Genomic DNA, 17,379 nt, shown 5'->3' with positions numbered 1-17,379 from the left:
GACGGCGAACATTGTTTCAGGAAAGCGCTGGCACCGATGGCGCTGACCGTTCTACCGCACAAGACACCGCAGGTTCGAACTGTGTTCTGCCGGAATCACTTTCACCCCGCCCAAACGTCCTCGACATAGTGGTCGGACTCGATGAGACCATTCAGCCAGTCGCGGGCCTGACCATCGTCGGTGCCCGTGCGTGCCCGATAAATGTCGAGGAATGACCCGCGCACCGCCGGCGCCATCCGCGCGCCGTCGCCGCACACGTAGACGTGGGCATCCTTGCCCGGGTCACCCAGCAACTCCCACACGTCGTCCGCGTCCGCGGCGATCCGGTCCTGCACGTAGCGAATCCCGCCCTGCGGCGCACGGGAGAAGGCTGGGCGCATCTGCACGATGCCGATGGATTCGGCCTGCTCGAACCGGTCCCGGAAGATGTAATCGACCTCCGGGTCACGCACTCCGAAGAAGCACAACGCAGGCTCCACCGGCGCTCCGGCTCTCTGTGCCGCCAGTCGATCACCCAGGAATCCGAGGAATGGCGCGACGCCGGTACCGGCACTGACCAGGATCACGTTCTTGGCCGGATCGGCACCGGCCCGGAATGCCTGCCGGGCCGGGTCCACGCGCGCCCGGATCACTTGGCCGGCTTGGACTGTCGCCAGGTAGTTGGACGCGACACCTTTGAACAGACCGTGACCGGAACGAGCCGGCGCATCGAGCACACTGACGACCAGTCCCACCGTGCGTGGCGAAAGCATCGACGACGATGCGATCGAATAGTGCCTGGGCACCATGGGATCCAGCAGTTCGAGCAGTTCGGCGCCAGTGAGAACGCAAGCCGGGTATTCGTCGAGGCACTCCAACACGCTGAGCGGGCAGCCGTCTGGGACCTCGGCCAGTTCGGTGAGCCGCTGGCGCTCCGCAGGATTGTTGTTGGCCGCAGCAAGCGTGCGTAATTGACTGCTGGTAACCGGTTTTCGCAATTCGACGAAGTGCGTGAGCAGTTCTCGCGCGCTGACCTCCCGGTCCAGCGCGATGAGCCGCCGAGAGCTGCGTCGAGGATTGATCGCCAGCCTCAATGCGGGGTCGATGCCGAGTTGCGCCAAAACCGCGTCGACTACCTCGGGTGGGTTGTCGGCCATCACCGTGAGGTGGTCGCCCGTCTGGTAGTCGACGCCGTCCGGAAGGTCCACGCGGACATTGGTTTTAGCTTGACCTAGGCCGGGCCTCACGAGTTGGGTGTTCTCGACGACGGTCATCGGTATTACCGACGACCGGGCGTCCATCGCCGCCGTCACCGGACCGACGATCTGGCGCAACTCGTAGAGCGGTTCGGCCGCATCCGTGAGCGGCGCAGCGTCGGGGTCACCGAAGCGTTCAGCCAACGAAGACCATAACGCGGCGGCGAACTCCTCGATCGTGCCGACCATGTCCCCCGAGGTGTCGGCCGATGCCCGCGGGACCAATCGGTTGGCGCCCAGCTCACCGAGGCGCTCGTCGATGCGCTGCGGGATCGCCTGGTAGGTGTCGGCCCAGTTGTGGTCACCCACACCGAGAACCGCGAGGTTGGGTGTCGGATTCAGTGTGGTGTCCGCGTCGAGCAGCCAGGTGAGGAATGCGCGCGCATCGTCGCTCGGCTGTCCGTTGTAGGAGGACGCGATGATCAGGATGGCCTCGGCTTCGGGGAAACCGCCGACGGCGTCGTCGAGCGGTGCCACCGTCGCTGCGCAGCCCAAAGCCGTTGCATCGTCGGCGAATTGGCGGGCCAGGGCGCGGCACGTGCCGAGGTTGGAGCCGTGAAAAATGGCCAGCCTGATGCCGGCCGTGATCGACGTTGGGTGCTGGACTGTGTTCTGTACGGCAGCGGCGTCGGGGCCAGGTGCATCGGTATGGCGGTTTTGTTCGGTGCGCCGCAGGACATCAAGCCGGAATCCGACGGGCCGACGGCTGTTCGGAGTTTCCCACTGCGGCACATAGTGGTAGGCGTCAATGAGGCGGTAGCGGTGGACGATCCGGGCCAGTGTCATGGCCGCCTCATGCAGCGCGAACTGCCGGCCGATGCACGATCGCGCGCCGGTGCCGAAAGGTTTGAACAACGCGGCCGGCCGGGCCGCCGATTGTTCGGGAGCGAAGCGGTCGGGATCGAAGAGCTCGACGTTGTCACCCCACTGCGGCTGGCGGTGCAATGCGCCGGTGAGTACCGTGACCGCCTCGCCGCGCTTGATCGGATACTTGCCACCGATCACGGTGTCTTCCAAGGCCATTCGATCAAAGGCCAGCACCGGCGGGGACAGTCGCAGGGTTTCCTCGATGACCTGCCGCAGATAGGTCAGCTTGCCGATGTCGTCGTATCCGGGCAGGTAGTCGTCTTCGGCCCCGAACACCGCGTCTACCTCTGCCTGCACCCGATGTAGCACCGTCGGTTCGTTGACCATGTTGTACAGCGCGTTGGGCATCAGTTCGGATGTGGTGAGCTGACCGGCGATCAGGAAGGTCATGATCTGGTTGCGGATGTTCTCCGTCTCCAGCACAGGTTTGCCGTCCGAATCCTGTTGCAGCATCAACGCCAACAGGTCCTCGAACTCACGATCGCCGGACCTGTGCTCGGCTATCAGCCCGTCGATGAAGGTGTACAAAGTGCCCAATTCTTCGCTGAACAGCGGCGTCGGCGTTTCAGATGCCAACTCCCCCAAAGCCGTTGTGAAGCTCTGGGGGATCGGAGCCAGGCCCGGGCAGTCGAAAGAGTCGAAGCGCGAACCGAATCCTGCGAGCGCCACGGTGTCCATGGCCAGCTTCTGCAAGTCGTTCGACACATCGACCGGCCCTCCGGCGCTGGCGTCCCACCGGTCGGTCAGTTTGCAGTTGATGTCCAGCATTGCGCCGTGATAGGCACGCAAGCCCGCGTAACTGAAACCCGGTAAAAGGACATCGTGGGCCCGCTGCCAGTTCGGTTCGCCGTGGTAGGCCGTGAACAGGCCGTCACCGGCCAACGGCCTGACTCGGGCCAGGGTTGCCGTGAGGTTCTTGGCGAAGCGGCTTTCGTCGCAAAGCTCGGCAACGAGCTCCAGCGAGCATGCATAGAGCTTCCTGATGCCGCCGTTGAAGTCCGAGTAGAACAGCGGACCGTGCAATTCACCGAGTAAGTCCACGGCCAACGCGCGGGGGCGCCCGACCAGTCGCTCCGGGCCGGGCAGAGGTCCCTCGGCCGACGGGACGCCGGGAAGATCCGGCGGCAGCGACGCCTGAAACTCGCCCATGTGCGCAGCATAGGTTTCGACGCGACAGCCCCGTCTGCAATCCGCGGATGTCATGCGCGGCGTGACCTCGCGGGATCTACCGCGTACCCGCTGACTACGGCTTGAACGGGTTGACGGCGAATTGGATCACCCGGTACGGCGCACTGACCCGCGCGCGAGTGTCCCACTGGCTGACGAAGATTCGCAGTTCGTCGAGTGTGGACCCCGGCGAGATGTACCCGCCGTAGGGCTGCGCCAGCCGGTTGTCATACGGGGCCGGCAGACTTTCCGCGGGCTCGGGCCATTCGTCGTGCTGCACCACCGTGGTCGCCGGCGCATCGCCCAGCGACGTCGGATCGTTGGCGACCCGGACCTCCATGTCGCCCGTGCTGGCGTTGAAATAGGACAGCACGGTCTTGCCGTCGATCTGCCGGATGCACATCTCGCCCACCTTGTCGGGCCACAGCGGCGTCGGCGGCCTGTTCCATCCGCCGCCGGGTCCAGCCGCCCAGCCCTGCCAGCGAGACCGGTCGACGAAGGTCTGAGGCGTTGCGCGGTACAGCATCACGGGATCTCTGCGGGTGAAGCTGTTGGCGACGATGTATACCCATCCGCTCGCCGAGTCGGGGGTGGGGATCGGGTCATAATATCCGCTGATCTGGGTCTGACGACCGCCCTGGTATGACGCATCGCGGCGGGATCCGGCAATGGTCTGCCAACCGGCGCGCGCCGGTACCGGCATGACCAGCCGCGAGCTCTGCGGCTCGAGGTTGTGGGTGGTGGTCACCATCAGGTAGTTGCGCCGGTTGATCTGCACCACTCCGGCGGGTAGCTGTGAGTCTCCGGGCGGGGCGGGATCGGCCAGCAGCGGTTGGCTGATTCCGGTGACACCCGTGTAGCGCACCCCGGAGGGGTCGTCGACCGATGCGGTGTCGACGTGCAGCGCAACCGGCGAGTACCAGCCTCCGAAGCCGACGCCCTGGCCGGCGAAACTGTCGCCGCAGACCTGCAGCAGCTGCGTCGGGAACTCGACGAACTCGCACAGGTCCGTGGCGCCGACGCCGTAGTCCCCGGTGGGCGTTCCGGTGCCGGCCGTTGGCCCGATGCGCAGCACCTGACCCGGCGCCAGCGGCTGCAGGATCGGCTGCGGAATCGGCGCCGGCGGGTCGGCGTGAGCCACCCACAGACCCCAAAGGCACTGCGCGACAAAGAGATACGCAGCCAACCGCGAGCATCGCGAAAACCGGCGGGTGCGGGCGGACTTCACCCGCAGATCACCTAATTACCGCCCAGGAAGCCTCGGCCTTTCGGCCGGGAAGGAATGGGCGCTGTTGTCGTACCGCGTCGGTAACGTCCGATGCGTGAACATCGTCAGGTATCGGTACCGGTTGCGTCCGGGCGCGGCCGCCCTGGCGGCGTTGCTGGCCGAGTGGGACCGTTGTCGGTGGGTGTGGAATCGAGCGGTGGAACGACTCAACGAAACGGGTGAGTGGGTCGATGACACCACCTTGACCGGCTGGCGGGGTGAGCGCGAGTGGTTGCGTCAGGGTTCGGTGGTGACCCAACAGCAGATGCTGCGCAATTTCCGCGCCAAGCGCGCCAAGGGCAAGGGGCGCCGCAAGTTTAAGTCCGCCAAACGCTGCCGGCCGAGCTTGAACTACACCAAGCGGGGATTCGCCCTCAGCAAGAGCTGTTTGTGTCTTGCCGGTGGGCTGCGCATCCCGGTGGTGTGGTCGCGGGAGTTGCCGGCGGAGCCGAGCAGTGTGCGCGTCTACCGCGACAGCATCGGGCACTGGTATGCCAGCTTCGTCGTGCGCCGCGACGGCGAAACGCTGCCGGCTTGCGATCAGGCCATCGGCGTTGACTGGGGGGTGAGCGCGGTGGCGACCACCACCGACCCGCAATACGACCTGGCGCACCCCGAACACGGAAAGCGTGCCGCCAGCGAACTTGCGCGTGCGCAGCGCACTATGGCGCGGCGCAAACCGGCTCGCGGCCAAGGAGCGTCTAAGGGTTACTTCGGCGCGAAACGCGCGGTGGCCAAATTGTCGAAGAAGGTCGCCCGGCAGCGCCAAGACAACGCGCGTAAGTGGGCCACCAAAGTCGTTGCCGCCCACGGGGTGTTGGCGGTTGAGGATTTCAAGCCGCGGTTTCTGGCGAAGTCCCGTATGGCGCGTAAGTCTGCCGACGGCGCCATCGGCGCGACTAAAGCCACATTGATCGAGTACGCCCAGCGGGCGGGCCGAAAGGTGGTGTTGGTGCCGCCCGCCTACACCACGATGACGTGCAGCGGTTGCGGTACGAGAGCCAAGTCCCGCCTGCTGTTGTCGCAACGGGTTTTCGTGTGCGGGTCCTGCGGGGCAATTAGCGACCGCGACCGAAACGCTGCCAGAGTCATTCTGGCCAGGGCTGGTCTCAACCCTGTCGGTGCTGAAGGTGTAAGACATTCGGATCTCCACGAGGTACGGGTGCTTGCCGAGCCGGGAATCCTGGTCCTTTAGGGCGGGGAGGATGTCAAAATTCGCAGGCCAGCAACTCGGCGATCTGGATGGTGTTCAGTGCCGCGCCCTTGCGCAGGTTGTCACCCGAGATGAACAATGCCAGCCCTCGCCCGTCCGGCACCCCAGGGTCATTGCGGATGCGCCCGACCAGTGAGTCGTCGATGCCGGCGGCGGCCAGCGGAGTCGGAACATCAACCAGCTTCACTCCCGGGGCGCCATCGAGCAGTTCACGCGCCCGTTCGGGTGACAGTGGCCGGGCGAACTCGGCATTGATGGACAGTGAGTGCCCGGTATACACCGGCACTCGCACGCAGGTGCCGCTGACGTGCAGGTCGGGGATGCCGAGGATCTTGCGACTTTCGTGGCGCAGCTTCTGGTCCTCGTCGGTTTCGCCGGAGCCGTCGTCCACCAGGGATCCGGCCAGGGGCAACACATTGAAGGCGATCGGCGCGACATAGGCATTCGGCGCCGGAAACTCGACCGCGCCGCCGTCGTGCACCAGCTGTTCGGCGTCGTCGACCACCGCGCGCGCCTGCGCGGCCACGCCCGCCACCCCGGCCAGGCCCGTCCCGGAGACCGCTTGATATGTCGAGGCGACCATGCGCACCAGCTGGGCTTCGTCGTGTAACACCTTGAGCACCGGCATCGCGACCATCGTGGTGCAGTTCGGGTTGGCGATGATGCCTTTCGGTCGGTTGTGCGCGTCGCGTGAGAAGTTCACCTCGGACACCACCAACGGCACGTCGGGGTCCTTGCGCCACGCCGACGAGTTGTCGATCACGGTTACCCCGGCGGCGGCGAAGCGCGGCGCCTGCGCCAGCGACGTCGTCTTGCCGGCCGAGAACAATGCGATGTCCAAGCCGCTAGGGTCGGCGGTCGCGGCGTCTTCGACCTCGATCTCCTGGCCACGGAACGGCAGCTTGCGCCCCTGGGAACGGGCCGATGCGAAGAACCGCACCGTGTCTGCCGGGAAGTCGCGCTCGTCGAGCAGGGCGCGCATCACCTGCCCCACCTGACCGGTGGCTCCCACTACTCCGATTGACACCACGTTATCTACCCGTCCCCGCGTACACCGTCGCCTTCTCCTCACCGCCGAGCCCGAACGCCTCGTGCAACGCCACGACGGCCTTGTCCAGTTCGGTGTCGCGGCACAACACCGAAATGCGGATCTCGGAGGTGGAGATCAGGTCGATGTTGACCCCCACGCCGGCCAGCGTCTCGCAGAAGGTCGCCGTCACGCCCGGGTGGCTGCGCATTCCCGCGCCGATCAGCGACACCTTGCCGATGTGGTCGTCATAGAGCAGTTGGGTGAAGCCGATCTCATCTTTGAGTGCGTCCAGCTTGGCGACGGCGGTGGGCCCGATGTCGCGTGAACAGGTGAAGGTGATGTCGGTTTTGCCGTCCTCCACCTTGGACACGTTCTGCAAGACCATGTCGATGTTGACGTCGGCGTCGGCGACCGCCCGGAAAACCTTGGCCGCATAGCCCGGGATGTCCGGTATTCCGACGACGGTGACCTTGGCCTCGCTGCGGTCATGAGCTACACCGGTCAGGATGGGGTCTTCCATGGGTATGTCCTTGATCGATCCGACGACGACGGTGCCCAGCTTGTCCGAATACGACGACCGGACATGCACCGGCATGTTGTAGCGGCGGGCGTACTCCACGCAGCGCAGCATCAACACCTTGGCCCCGCACGCCGCCATCTCGAGCATCTCCTCGAAGGTGACCGTGTCCAGCTTGCGGGCGTTGGGCACGATCCGCGGGTCCGCGCTGAAGATGCCATCCACATCGGTGTAGATCTCGCAGACATCGGCGCGCAGGGCCGACGCCAGGGCCACCGCCGTGGTGTCCGAACCGCCGCGACCCAGCGTGGTGACGTCGCGGGTGTCCTGGCTGACGCCTTGAAATCCGGCCACCAATACGACGCGCCCTTCGTCCAGCGCCGCCTGCAGCCGTCCCGGTGTCACGTCGATGATTTTCGCGTTGCCGTGCGTGCCGGTGGTGATCACCCCGGCCTGCGACCCGGTGAACGACCGCGCTTTGGCGCCAAGCGATTCGATCGCCATCGCGACCAGCGCGTTGGAGATGCGTTCACCGGCGGTCAGCAGCATGTCGAGTTCCCGCGGCGGCGGGACGGGGCATACCTGTTGAGCCAGGTCGAGCAGGTCGTCGGTGGTGTCGCCCATCGCAGAAACAACGACCACCACATCGTTGCCCTGCTTCTTGGTCTCCACGATGCGCTCGGCGACGCGACGGATTCGGTCGGCGTCGGACACCGAGGATCCGCCGTACTTCTGCACGACGAGCGCCACTGATCTGTCCTGTCTCGTGGATTAAGTCCTCAACAGAATACTTGGCGGCGCATCCCGATTTCGTCGGCTCTCAGGTGCCGAGTGTGGGCTCTAGGTACGAAAACTGCGCTCGAATCGTCCCTAGGCCCCAGGTTCGGCGCTCAGGCGCGGTTTTGGGCTCGGCGCGGATCGCGGTAGAGTTCTTGACGTGCAGCGGGTGCTCCTCCTCGGACGCCGCGACGGGGTCTGATCCAGACCGGCTTCCCGTCGCGGGCGTCGGCGATGCGCCGGTCTGAGGTTCCTTCTCACATCCCCGGAGCAATTACCGTGACCAGTTTCGATTCACCTGACGCCTATACCGAGTCTTCGAAAGCTCGCACCGTCGTGAAACCCGCCGGGCCACCCAGGCTCGGTCAGCCGGTGTGGAATCCCCAACGCGGCTCGTCGATGCCGATTCACCGGTACCGGCCGTTCGCCGACGAGGTCGAGCCCATCACCCTGCCCGACCGCACCTGGCCGGACCGGATCATCACACGTGCTCCCCTGTGGTGCGCGGTGGACCTGCGTGACGGCAATCAGGCGTTGATCGATCCGATGAGCCCAGCCCGCAAGCGCCGCATGTTCGATCTGCTGGTCCGCATGGGCTACAAGGAGATCGAAGTTGGCTTCCCGTCGGCCAGCCAGACCGACTTCGACTTCGTTCGGGAGATCATCACCGACGGCGTCATTCCCGACGACGTCACCATCCAGGTGCTGACCCAATGCCGCCCCGAGCTGATCGAGCGCACATTCGAGGCGTGCGAGGGAGCGCCGCAGGCCATCGTGCACTTCTACAACTCGACGTCGATCCTGCAGCGCCGCGTGGTCTTTCACGCCGACCGGCCCGCGGTGCAGGCGATCGCGACCGACGGCGCCCGAAAGTGCGTCGAGGAAGCCGCTAAATATCCGGGGACACGGTGGCGGTTCGAGTATTCGCCGGAGTCTTACACCGGAACCGAACTGGAGTACGCCAAACAGGTCTGCGACGCCGTGGCCGAGGTCATCCAGCCGACGCCGGCGAACCCGATCATCTTCAACCTGCCGGCCACCGTCGAGATGGCGACCCCCAACGTCTACGCCGACTCGATCGAGTGGATGAGCCGCAACCTGGCCAACCGGGAGTCCGTCATCCTCAGCCTGCATCCGCACAACGATCGCGGAACCGCTGTCGCCGCAGCCGAATTGGGCTTCGCCGCCGGCGCCGACCGGATCGAGGGCTGCCTGTTCGGCAACGGCGAGCGCACCGGCAACGTCTGCCTGGTGACGCTGGGGCTGAACCTGTTCTCCCGCGGCATCGACCCGCAGATCGACTTCTCCAACATCGACGAGATCCGGCGCACCGTGGAGTACTGCAACCAACTGCCCGTACACGAGCGTCACCCCTACGGCGGCGATCTGGTCTACACCGCGTTCTCCGGCAGCCATCAGGACGCCATCAACAAGGGACTCGACGCGATGAAAGTGGATGCGGACGCCGCCGACTCCGACGTCGAGGACATGCTGTGGCAGGTGCCGTATCTGCCGATCGACCCCAAAGATGTCGGTCGCACCTACGAGGCGGTGATCCGGGTCAACTCACAGTCCGGCAAGGGTGGGGTGGCCTACATCATGAAGGCCGATTACGGCCTGGTCCTGCCGCGACGGTTACAGATCGAGTTCTCGCGGCTGATCCAAAGGATCAGTGAAGGAGAAGGCGGCGAGGGCGGCGAGGTCTCGCCGAAGGAGATGTGGGAGGCCTTCTCCGAGGAGTACCTGGCGCCGATACTGCCGCTGGAGCGCATGAAGCAACGAGTCGATGCTCCCGAGGAGGACAGCGGCACGACCAGCATCACCGCGACGGTCAAGATCAACGGGGTCGAGACCGAGATCAGCGGCTCCGGCAATGGCCCGCTGGACGCGTTCGTGGATGCGCTGGGCAGCGTCGGCTTCCAGGTTGCGGTTTTGGACTACTCCGAGCACGCGATGAGCGCCGGCGGCGACGCTCAGGCGGCCGCCTACGTCGAGGCCTCGATTGCAGGCCGGACCGTGTGGGGGGTGGGGATTGCGCCGTCGATCACCACGGCGTCACTGCGCGCTGTGGTGTCCGCGGTCAATCGGGCACTCGCCGGATAAGCCACTTACGTATGTGAGACGGCGGCAGCAATCTTGCCGACGACCTGGGCCGCTTGGTTCGTCGTGCCGAAGCCGCACCACAGCGTGTCGATGATCACGTTGTTGCGCAGTCCCATCGCTCGTTGGCAGGTGTAGCCGTCTCTGAAGCTGGGGATCTGCGTCGCGGTCAGGGTGTTGTCGCTGGTCTCGACATCGTGAAACGTCCAGGCGACGGGGGCATGGCCCGGCCGGACCACGAAGGCGGACCTGCCGGAGCATGCAGACCACCGTTGTTCGGCCTGCTGGAAGAATTGCTGAGCCGCTTCGGCGTCCGGGAAACCCACCAGCGCTTGAATGACCGCGTGGCGAGCGCTGCCCTGCGCTTCCGCATCGTTCAGCAGCTGCCCGGTCACGACGTTCCAATTGCTGTCGCGGTAGACGGTCTCTTGGACCGGCGAGTAGATATCCAGGCAGTGACGGCCGATCACATTCTCGTCGTCGGTGGCCATCTGAGAGAGCGTGCTGCGCAAGGTCAGGTCGGTCGATCCACCGATGTCGTTGACTTCGCTCGGGGAGAGCAACAGCCCGTTGAGTTGCGCGGGCTGAATGGGCGCGGGCTGCCAACGACCGAGGTCAGGTGCGGCGGTCGGTCGGCCCGCGGTGGTGACTGAGCAGCCGGTCAGCATCAGACACAGGCCGAAGGCTGCGAACGTGGCGCCCCGCAAACCGACAGCAATCCGCGCCCGACCGGCGCGACGCCCGCGCCCTCGAGCGCGACCAGCAGGTTCAGACAGATTCGTGGCTGGGGACATCATGGATTCCTTCCCGCTAGCAGGCCGATTCGGCGGCACGACCCGGCCCAACCCCTCGACCGGCCCGGTCGCCCTCCGCTGGGGCCTCATGCCTGCACTCATCGCTTCTAGCTCGCTCTCGGACGCGCGGATGCCACGACTATAAACGAAGCAGTGGCATTTATGCAACATATTATCTGTAGCGCTACGTCCGGAATGCGCGGCCAGGCTTCCGATTGCGTGGCTGAACTGCGCCAATAGACACTTCAGCCCGCTATGACTATCCGCATCTCACAATGTGTTTGCCGGGCCGACGCCACCTTGGCTGCGTGGTGGCGGGTGAGTATTGAAGCGCTTCCGCGATTCAGCGCCCGATCACGTCGCAGGAAAGATGTAGCATCTGTAGGCGCAGCTTGCACGGACAACGGGAGTCAGCAGTGACAATTGACCACGGCGCTCCGCCGGTCGCACCGCGTCTGGCGGTGCAAATCGGGGCAGAAACACAGACCCTCGACCCGCGGTCCGGCGTCGCCGTCATCGGCCGAGACGCCGGGGCGGCCATGCGGATCACCGACGACCGGATCTCCCGGTGGCATCTTCGACTGGAACCGCGCCGCGACGGCTGGGAAGCGATCGACACCAGCACCAATGGCATGTACCTGGACGACGTGCGCCGCAACTCGGTGCTCATCACCGGCCCCACCACGATTCACCTCGGCGCCCCCGACGGGATTCCGGTGAGCCTGAGGCCCGGTCAACCGATTGACGACTCACTCGAAGTAACAGGTGTGCTCGACGTGGCCGAGCCTGACGAGGACGAGTGGTGGGAAGGTGAGACGGATCCCGGTGTCGCGCGTGCCGGCCGCGCGGTAGCCGCGCGCCGGAATGAACTCGAGCTCACGCAACGCAGCCTTGCCCGGGACAAGATCATCAACGCGGGCACCCTGATCGCGTTCGAGAAGGGCCGCAGCTGGCCGCGCCGCGCGACGCTGTCGAAGCTGGAGAAGGTGCTGAATTGGCCGCCCGGCACCATCGCTCGCATCCGCAGCGGAGCGGCCGCCGCGCCCGGCGCACCCGCCGCCGCTCCGTCCGACCAGGCGACCGAAGCGTTCAGCGATACCGTGCGGGCGCCGTTGATGGCCGAGGCGGTCGAGTTGGCCATGCACAGCATCGCCGCGGCAATCACGGCCCTGCCTGACCCGTCGGATCCCGACTTCACCCCGCGCGCCAGCAGCATCCTTGCTGATCTGCGGAAACTCGAGAAGGTGGCGGCCAACGCCGCGCGCAACGCCAAAGGGACACCGTCCGTCGTCTTGGCGTTGAGCAGCGTGCGGCGCACCTACAACGACCTGATGACCCGCGCCGCGGGATCCCCCCGCGCCACGCTGGGTCAACGCTTGCACGGAGCTCGCCATCGCGCCGAGATAAGCCTCGACGAGGCCGCGACCGCCGCAGGACTGCCGATCGATGTCCTCGAAGATGCCGAATCCGACCGCCCAATTCCGCAGGATGCTGCCGAGGCAATCACAACCCTTATCGCCCAGCTGACGATGAGCTGACCATTCCCCGTCGTGCTGCAATAACTAAACTGTTGCGACGCTATGCTAATGCCGTATAACACGCTTTGAACGTCATCAGCAAGGTCGAACCATGAACCCTCAACACGTTGCATATCCGATGGCGCCGCCCTGGCCGCCGTTCGCCCAGCAATATTTCCCGACGCCGCCCCCGGCGCCCGGCCGGTATCCGAAGCGGGCCCTGCTGCTCACTGCTGCTGTGCTGTCCATCCTGTTGATCGCTGTGCTGTTGATATTGGGCTTCGGTGCGCCAGGCTTCTTTCTCACCCGCCAGCTCGACGTCCACCAGGCGCAGGCGGGTATCGAACGCGTTCTCGTCGACCCCGCCGGTTACCGCGCCAGGAACGTCGACGGCGTCGTCTGCAACGGTGGTCGCAACCCCACCATCAAGAAGGGGACCACGTTCACCTGCGAGGCGACCATCGACAGCGTGCGGTGGCAGTTTCCCGTGCGGTTCACCGACAATGCGGGCAGCTACGAGATCGGCCAGCCCCAGTAGGTCGGTCTTTGCAGCCGGGGTGTCAGAACAGGGCGAACTGGTCGTCGACGATGGCGGTGAACTCCTCCATGCTGCGACCACCGACGACCGAGTCGACGCTGTCCATGAACTGGGCGTCAGACACCATCGGCACCCCCAACTGCACGGCGTGATATCCCTTGCCCTGTTCGGGAGCGTTTTCATTGCAAACCACCAGCGAGGTCTCGACGTCTACGGCGTCGCTGTAGGCCAGCCCGGCGTGCAGGATCCGCTCGACGAGCTCCTCATGGGTACGTCCTACCTCAGCGGCCAGCGCCACCCGCATGCCCTGGACCAGCGGCCTGCCGCGGACGTAGCGGCCCGGGTTCAGATATGGACAGGGCAGTCGGGAAGCCAGCGCTTTGAGCGGTCGCAGCTCGTCGTGCGTCACCCGGCCGTTGGGCCACCGCCGTCGGGTCACCGGACGAACCGGCAGCCACACATCGCGTTCACGTGCCCGCCGTAGCGCCGCCGCCAGCACCCCGGTCAACACCGTTGCGTCGTCGAACGCGTCGTGCGGGCGCTGCTGGCTCACACCCCAGTGCGCCGCCAGCGTTTCCAGCCGCAAGTTGTCGATGCCGAGGTTCAGCCGGCGTGCCAGCTCGACAGTGCACATGACGGTGTCGACGGGAAGCTCGGCTTCCGCGATCTCGGCCTCGGCAGCCAGGAACGCGTAGTCGAAGGCGACATTGTGTGCCACCAGCGTGCGGCCACGCAGCACCTTCACCACATCACCCACGATGTCGGAGAACTGCGGCTGGTCTTCCAGCATCGCGGCGGTCAGGCCGTGCACGTGGGTGGGGCCCGGATCCACGCCAGGGTTCAGGAGGCTGACCACAGATTGCTCCACCCGGCCGTCGGCATCGAGGCCAAGGGCAGCGATGCTGATGACGCGCGCCTGTCCCGGGCGAAAACCCGATGTCTCGACATCGATGACGGCCCAGCCCTCGTCCGGGTGGCTGGCCGGCCGTCCCCAGGTGTGGCTCATGGGTTGAGGATGGCACGCCCAACCGACATCACCCGGTCGCTGCGCAACGTGTCGGCACTTGAGTCGCTGAGGCCGACCCGCTGGCGCCCGGCGCTGAGCGCCGCGCTTGCGATCGCCCTTGAAGTCGGTGAGGTCGACCCGCCGCGCCCGGCGCTGAGCGCCGCGCTTGCGATCGCCCTTGAACCGGACGAGGTCGACCCGCGGCGCCCGGCGCTGAGCGCCGCGCTTGCGATCGCCCTTAAACTGCGCGGGTGATTACCACCCGTGCACGTCTTGCCCTGGCCGCCGGGGCAGGCGCGCGCTGGGCGTCGCGTGCAACCGGACGCGGGGCCGGGGCGATGATCGGCGGCCTGGTGGCGATGACCCTGGATCGCTCTGTGCTGCGCCAGCTGGGGCAGGGCCGGCGCACGGTCGTCGTCACCGGCACCAACGGCAAGTCGACGACCACCCGCATGGTCGCCGCGGCCTTGGGGACGCTGGGCGCGGTGGCCACCAACGCCGAGGGCGCCAACATGGACGCCGGTCTGGTGGCCGCGCTGGCCGCCGACCGTCGGGCCCCGCTGGCAGCCCTGGAGGTCGACGAGATGCATGTGCCGCATGTGTCCGACGCGGTCGAGCCGTCCGCCGTCGTGCTGCTCAACCTGTCCCGCGACCAGCTTGACCGCGTCGGCGAGATCAACGTCATCGAACGAACGCTGCGGGCCGGGTTGGCCCGGCACCCGACGGCGGTCGTGATCGCCAACTGCGACGACGTGCTGATGGCATCGGCGGCCTACGACAGCCCCAACGTGGTGTGGGTCGCCGCGGGCGGAGCCTGGTCGAACGACTCGGTGAGCTGTCCCCGCAGCGGCGAGGTCATCGTCCGCGAGGCGGGGCAGTGGCACAGCACCGGCACCGACTTCAAGCGGCCCAGCCCTGACTGGTGGTTCGATGAGGACAACCTATACGGGCCCGACGGGCTGACGCTGCCGATGCGCCTGGCGCTTCCCGGCTCGGTCAATCGCGGCAACGCCGCTCAGGCCGTCGCCGCTGCCGTCGTGCTGGGCGCCGATCCGGCGAAGGCCGTCGCGGCGGTATCCGCCGTCGACGAAGTTGCCGGACGCTACCGGACCGTGCGCATCGGTCCACATGAGGCGCGCATCCTGCTGGCCAAGAATCCGGCGGGCTGGCAGGAGGCTCTGTCCATGGTGGACGAGAACGCGGACGGGGTGGTGATCGCGGTCAACGGGCAGATTCCCGACGGCGAGGACTTGTCCTGGCTGTGGGACGTGCGCTTCGAGCACTTCGCGGACGCTAGCAAAACCACCCCGGTGGTAGCCGCCGGGGAACGCGGCACCGACCTGGCAGTGCGCCTGGGATACGCGGGCGTGCCGCACACCCTGGTGCACGACACGCTCGCCGCCATCGCCTCGTGCCCACCAGGGCGGGTCGAGGTCGTCGCCAACTACACCGCGTTTCTTCAGCTGCAGCGCAGGTTGATGCGCCGTGGCTGACTCAACTGTGCGCATCGGGTTGGTGCTGCCCGACGTGATGGGCACCTACGGCGACGGCGGCAACGCCGTCGTGCTGCGCCGACGACTGCTCTTGCGCGGCATCGCGGCCGAGGTCGTCGAGATCACGCTTGCCGAACCGGTGCCGGAGTCACTGGACCTGTACACGCTGGGCGGCGCCGAGGACTACGCGCAGCGGCTGGCCACTCGACACCTGACGCGACACCCGGGCCTGCAGCGCGCGGCCGGCCGTGGCGCTCCCGTGCTGGCCATCTGTGCCGCCATTCAGGTGCTCGGGCACTGGTATGAAACGTCTGCCGGGGAGCGAGTCGAAGGGGTGGGGCTGCTCGACCTGACCACCTCGCCGCAGCATTCGCGCACCATCGGCGAGCTGGTGAGCAAGCCGCTGCTCGGCGGCCTGACCCAGCACCTCACCGGGTTCGAGAACCATCGCGGCGGCACGGTACTGGGCGCCGCGGCGTCCCCGCTGGGCCAGGTCGTCAAGGGCGCGGGAAACCGCGCCGGCGATGGCGCCGACGGCGCGGTTCAGGGCAGCGTCGTCGCGACTTATATGCACGGGCCATGCCTGGCGCGCAACCCCGAGCTCGCCGACTGGCTGCTTTCGCAAGTGGTGGGCGAGTTGCCGCCGCTGGAGCTGCCCGAGGTGGACCTGCTGCGCCGCGAACGACTCTCGGCACGTTGAGGCCTAGGCGCCACGCGCGAATCAGTGCCAGCGCAGCAACACGAGTTCGGCACACAAGCCAGGGCCCATACCGATCATCAGGCCCGGGCTTTCGCTGGGCGGCGGTTTGGCGAGGGTGTCGCGCAGCACGTGCAACACCGACGCCGACGACAGGTTGCCTACCTCGCCTAGCGAACGCCACGTCAGTTCCAGGGCCTCAGGTGGGAGGTCGAGGGCCTTGGTGATCGCATCGATGATCTTGGGACCACCGGGATGGACAACCCAGGCGCCGATGTCGGTGGTGGTCAAGCCGTGCGCGGCCAGAAACTTCGTGACGTCCGCGCCGATGTTTTGCTCCAGCGCAGTCGCGACGTCCTTGGACAACACCAGTTCAAACCCTCCGGTGCCCACGTCGTAGCCCATGGCGTCCAGCGAGCCGGGGTAGAGACAGCTACGCGAATCGAGGATGTCCGGGCCCCCGGCGCCGATGTGTTCGGCGCGACGCTCGCCGACGGCAACCACCGCCGCAGCTCCGTCAGCAAACAGCGCACTGCCCACCGAACCGGCCAGCGTCGGCTTGTACCCCGGGTAGGTGAGCGAGCAGAGCTCGACCGAGATCAGGGCCGCGGCGCCGTCCGGCATGCCGCGCACGAAGTCGTGCAGCCGTGCTACCCCGGCCGCTCCGGCCACACACCCCAGGCCGAACAGCGGAACCCGCCGCACATCGTCACGCAGGCCCAGCCGCCCGGCGATCCGGGCGTCCAACGACGGCGCCGCGAGCCCGGTGACCGTCGTCGTAATGAGCATGTCGAGGTCTTGCGGTTGCAGGCGCGCCTCCTCCAGCGCTCCCATTAGTGCCTGACACCCGAGGTCCACAGCGTTTTCGATGAAGATCCGGTTTGCCTCGCCGAAGTCGGCCAGCGCCCGATACCTTTCCTTCGGCAGGACGAGGTGGCGGCCGTTGACTTTGGCGCTGGCATGCACCTGCCGGATGATGTCTTCGTAACCCTTGAACTCCGGGATGCTGGAAAACAGATCCGTGAGCTCTTCCTGGGAATACCGATACGGCGGCAACGCGCCAAACACGCCTGCAATTACGCTCATTGGTCCCACCCCGTGACGAGGATCTGGGTCGAACGGTTCAACCGGATCCCTCGAGGCCGAAGCTTAGTCGGCGAT

The 17,379-nt window shown here is 66.4% G+C and carries 14 protein-coding genes; 7 read left to right on the top strand and 7 right to left on the bottom strand.

The window, feature by feature from the left end; genetic code table 11:
• Positions 1-101: 101 nt before the first annotated feature.
• Together A9W99_RS06245 and A9W99_RS06240 are read right to left on the bottom strand one after the other, a co-directional pair.
• Entirely contained in the window at positions 102-3,251 is a 3,150-nt protein-coding gene (locus A9W99_RS06245; RefSeq protein WP_067374899.1) for a cytochrome P450, read from the bottom strand.
• Positions 3,252-3,345: 94 nt separating this feature from the next.
• Complete coding sequence (locus A9W99_RS06240) at positions 3,346-4,455, bottom strand: DUF4185 domain-containing protein (protein WP_371514927.1); 1,110 nt, start codon at positions 4,453-4,455, stop codon at positions 3,346-3,348.
• 136 nt (positions 4,456-4,591) lie between these two features.
• Here A9W99_RS06240 and A9W99_RS06235 point away from each other — a divergent pair, with 136 nt between their 5' ends.
• Complete coding sequence (locus A9W99_RS06235) at positions 4,592-5,731, top strand: RNA-guided endonuclease TnpB family protein (protein ID WP_067374895.1); 1,140 nt, start codon at positions 4,592-4,594, stop codon at positions 5,729-5,731.
• Positions 5,732-5,744: 13 nt separating this feature from the next.
• Here the strand turns inward: A9W99_RS06235 and A9W99_RS06230 are convergent, their stop codons facing one another.
• Entirely contained in the window at positions 5,745-6,779 is a 1,035-nt protein-coding gene (locus A9W99_RS06230) for an aspartate-semialdehyde dehydrogenase (protein WP_067374893.1), read from the bottom strand.
• A gap of 1 nt (position 6,780) precedes the next feature.
• Positions 6,781-8,046, bottom strand: a complete 1,266-nt coding sequence (locus A9W99_RS06225; RefSeq protein ID WP_067374891.1) for an aspartate kinase — start codon at positions 8,044-8,046, stop codon at positions 6,781-6,783.
• Between the two features lie 306 nt (positions 8,047-8,352).
• Between A9W99_RS06225 and leuA the strand changes: the two genes are divergently transcribed.
• Positions 8,353-10,176 carry a 2-isopropylmalate synthase gene (gene leuA, locus A9W99_RS06220; protein WP_067374889.1) on the top strand — a complete coding sequence of 608 codons (1,824 nt, stop codon included), beginning with the start codon at positions 8,353-8,355 and terminating at the stop codon, positions 10,174-10,176.
• 5 nt (positions 10,177-10,181) lie between these two features.
• Here leuA and A9W99_RS26770 read toward each other — a convergent pair whose 3' ends face one another.
• Positions 10,182-10,841 (bottom strand): sensor domain-containing protein, encoded by a 660-nt coding sequence (locus A9W99_RS26770; RefSeq protein ID WP_067374887.1) that lies wholly within the window; start codon positions 10,839-10,841, stop codon positions 10,182-10,184.
• 542 nt (positions 10,842-11,383) lie between these two features.
• On the opposite strand from A9W99_RS26770, the gene A9W99_RS06210 reads away from it, so the two are divergent.
• Both A9W99_RS06210 and A9W99_RS06205 read left to right on the top strand, forming a co-directional pair.
• Entirely contained in the window at positions 11,384-12,505 is a 1,122-nt protein-coding gene (locus A9W99_RS06210; RefSeq protein ID WP_156622972.1) for an FHA domain-containing protein, read from the top strand.
• A 91-nt stretch (positions 12,506-12,596) separates the two neighbouring features.
• Complete coding sequence (locus A9W99_RS06205; protein ID WP_067374885.1) at positions 12,597-13,022, top strand: DUF4333 domain-containing protein; 426 nt, start codon at positions 12,597-12,599, stop codon at positions 13,020-13,022.
• Positions 13,023-13,044: 22 nt separating this feature from the next.
• On the opposite strand, the gene A9W99_RS06200 is transcribed toward A9W99_RS06205, so the two are convergent.
• Entirely contained in the window at positions 13,045-14,028 is a 984-nt protein-coding gene (locus A9W99_RS06200; protein ID WP_067374883.1) for a DEDDh family exonuclease, read from the bottom strand.
• Between the two features lie 9 nt (positions 14,029-14,037).
• Between A9W99_RS06200 and A9W99_RS26440 the strand changes: the two genes are divergently transcribed.
• From A9W99_RS26440 to A9W99_RS06185, 3 genes are read left to right on the top strand one after another with little or no spacing between them, the layout of a single operon-like run.
• Positions 14,038-14,283, top strand: a complete 246-nt coding sequence (locus A9W99_RS26440) for a hypothetical protein (protein ID WP_067374881.1) — start codon at positions 14,038-14,040, stop codon at positions 14,281-14,283.
• A complete protein-coding gene (locus A9W99_RS06190; protein ID WP_067374879.1) occupies positions 14,280-15,521 on the top strand; it encodes a Mur ligase family protein in 1,242 nt (413 codons plus the stop codon). The genes A9W99_RS26440 and A9W99_RS06190 overlap by 4 nt, the downstream gene beginning before the upstream one ends.
• The gene (locus A9W99_RS06185; RefSeq protein WP_082929858.1) at positions 15,514-16,221 is read left to right on the top strand and encodes a type 1 glutamine amidotransferase; all 708 of its coding nucleotides are present in this window, start codon (positions 15,514-15,516) and stop codon (positions 16,219-16,221) included. Before A9W99_RS06190 ends, A9W99_RS06185 begins: the two co-directional genes overlap by 8 nt.
• Before the next feature lie 21 nt (positions 16,222-16,242).
• On the opposite strand, the gene A9W99_RS06180 is transcribed toward A9W99_RS06185, so the two are convergent.
• Positions 16,243-17,304 carry a type III polyketide synthase gene (locus tag A9W99_RS06180; RefSeq protein ID WP_067374877.1) on the bottom strand — a complete coding sequence of 354 codons (1,062 nt, stop codon included), beginning with the start codon at positions 17,302-17,304 and terminating at the stop codon, positions 16,243-16,245.
• Between the last annotated feature and the right edge of the window lie 75 nt (positions 17,305-17,379).

The organism is Mycobacterium sp. 1164966.3 (assembly GCF_001665395.1).
Taxonomy (GTDB): Bacteria; Actinomycetota; Actinomycetes; order Mycobacteriales; family Mycobacteriaceae; genus Mycobacterium.
This window is presented reverse-complemented; position numbering and strand designations above follow the sequence as displayed.

Bases quoted from the DNA above. Each gene is read 5' to 3' on its own strand.
- A9W99_RS26770 (WP_067374887.1), bottom strand. From the start codon at position 10,841: ATGCTGACCGGCTGCTCAGTCACCACCGCGGGCCGACCGACCGCCGCA.
- A9W99_RS06205 (WP_067374885.1), top strand. From the start codon at position 12,597: ATGAACCCTCAACACGTTGCATATCCGATGGCGCCGCCCTGGCCGCCG.
- A9W99_RS26440 (WP_067374881.1), top strand. From the start codon at position 14,038: ATGGCACGCCCAACCGACATCACCCGGTCGCTGCGCAACGTGTCGGCA.
- A9W99_RS06200 (WP_067374883.1), bottom strand. From the start codon at position 14,028: ATGAGCCACACCTGGGGACGGCCGGCCAGCCACCCGGACGAGGGCTGG.
- A9W99_RS06245 (WP_067374899.1), bottom strand. From the start codon at position 3,251: ATGGGCGAGTTTCAGGCGTCGCTGCCGCCGGATCTTCCCGGCGTCCCG.
- A9W99_RS06180 (WP_067374877.1), bottom strand. From the start codon at position 17,304: ATGAGCGTAATTGCAGGCGTGTTTGGCGCGTTGCCGCCGTATCGGTAT.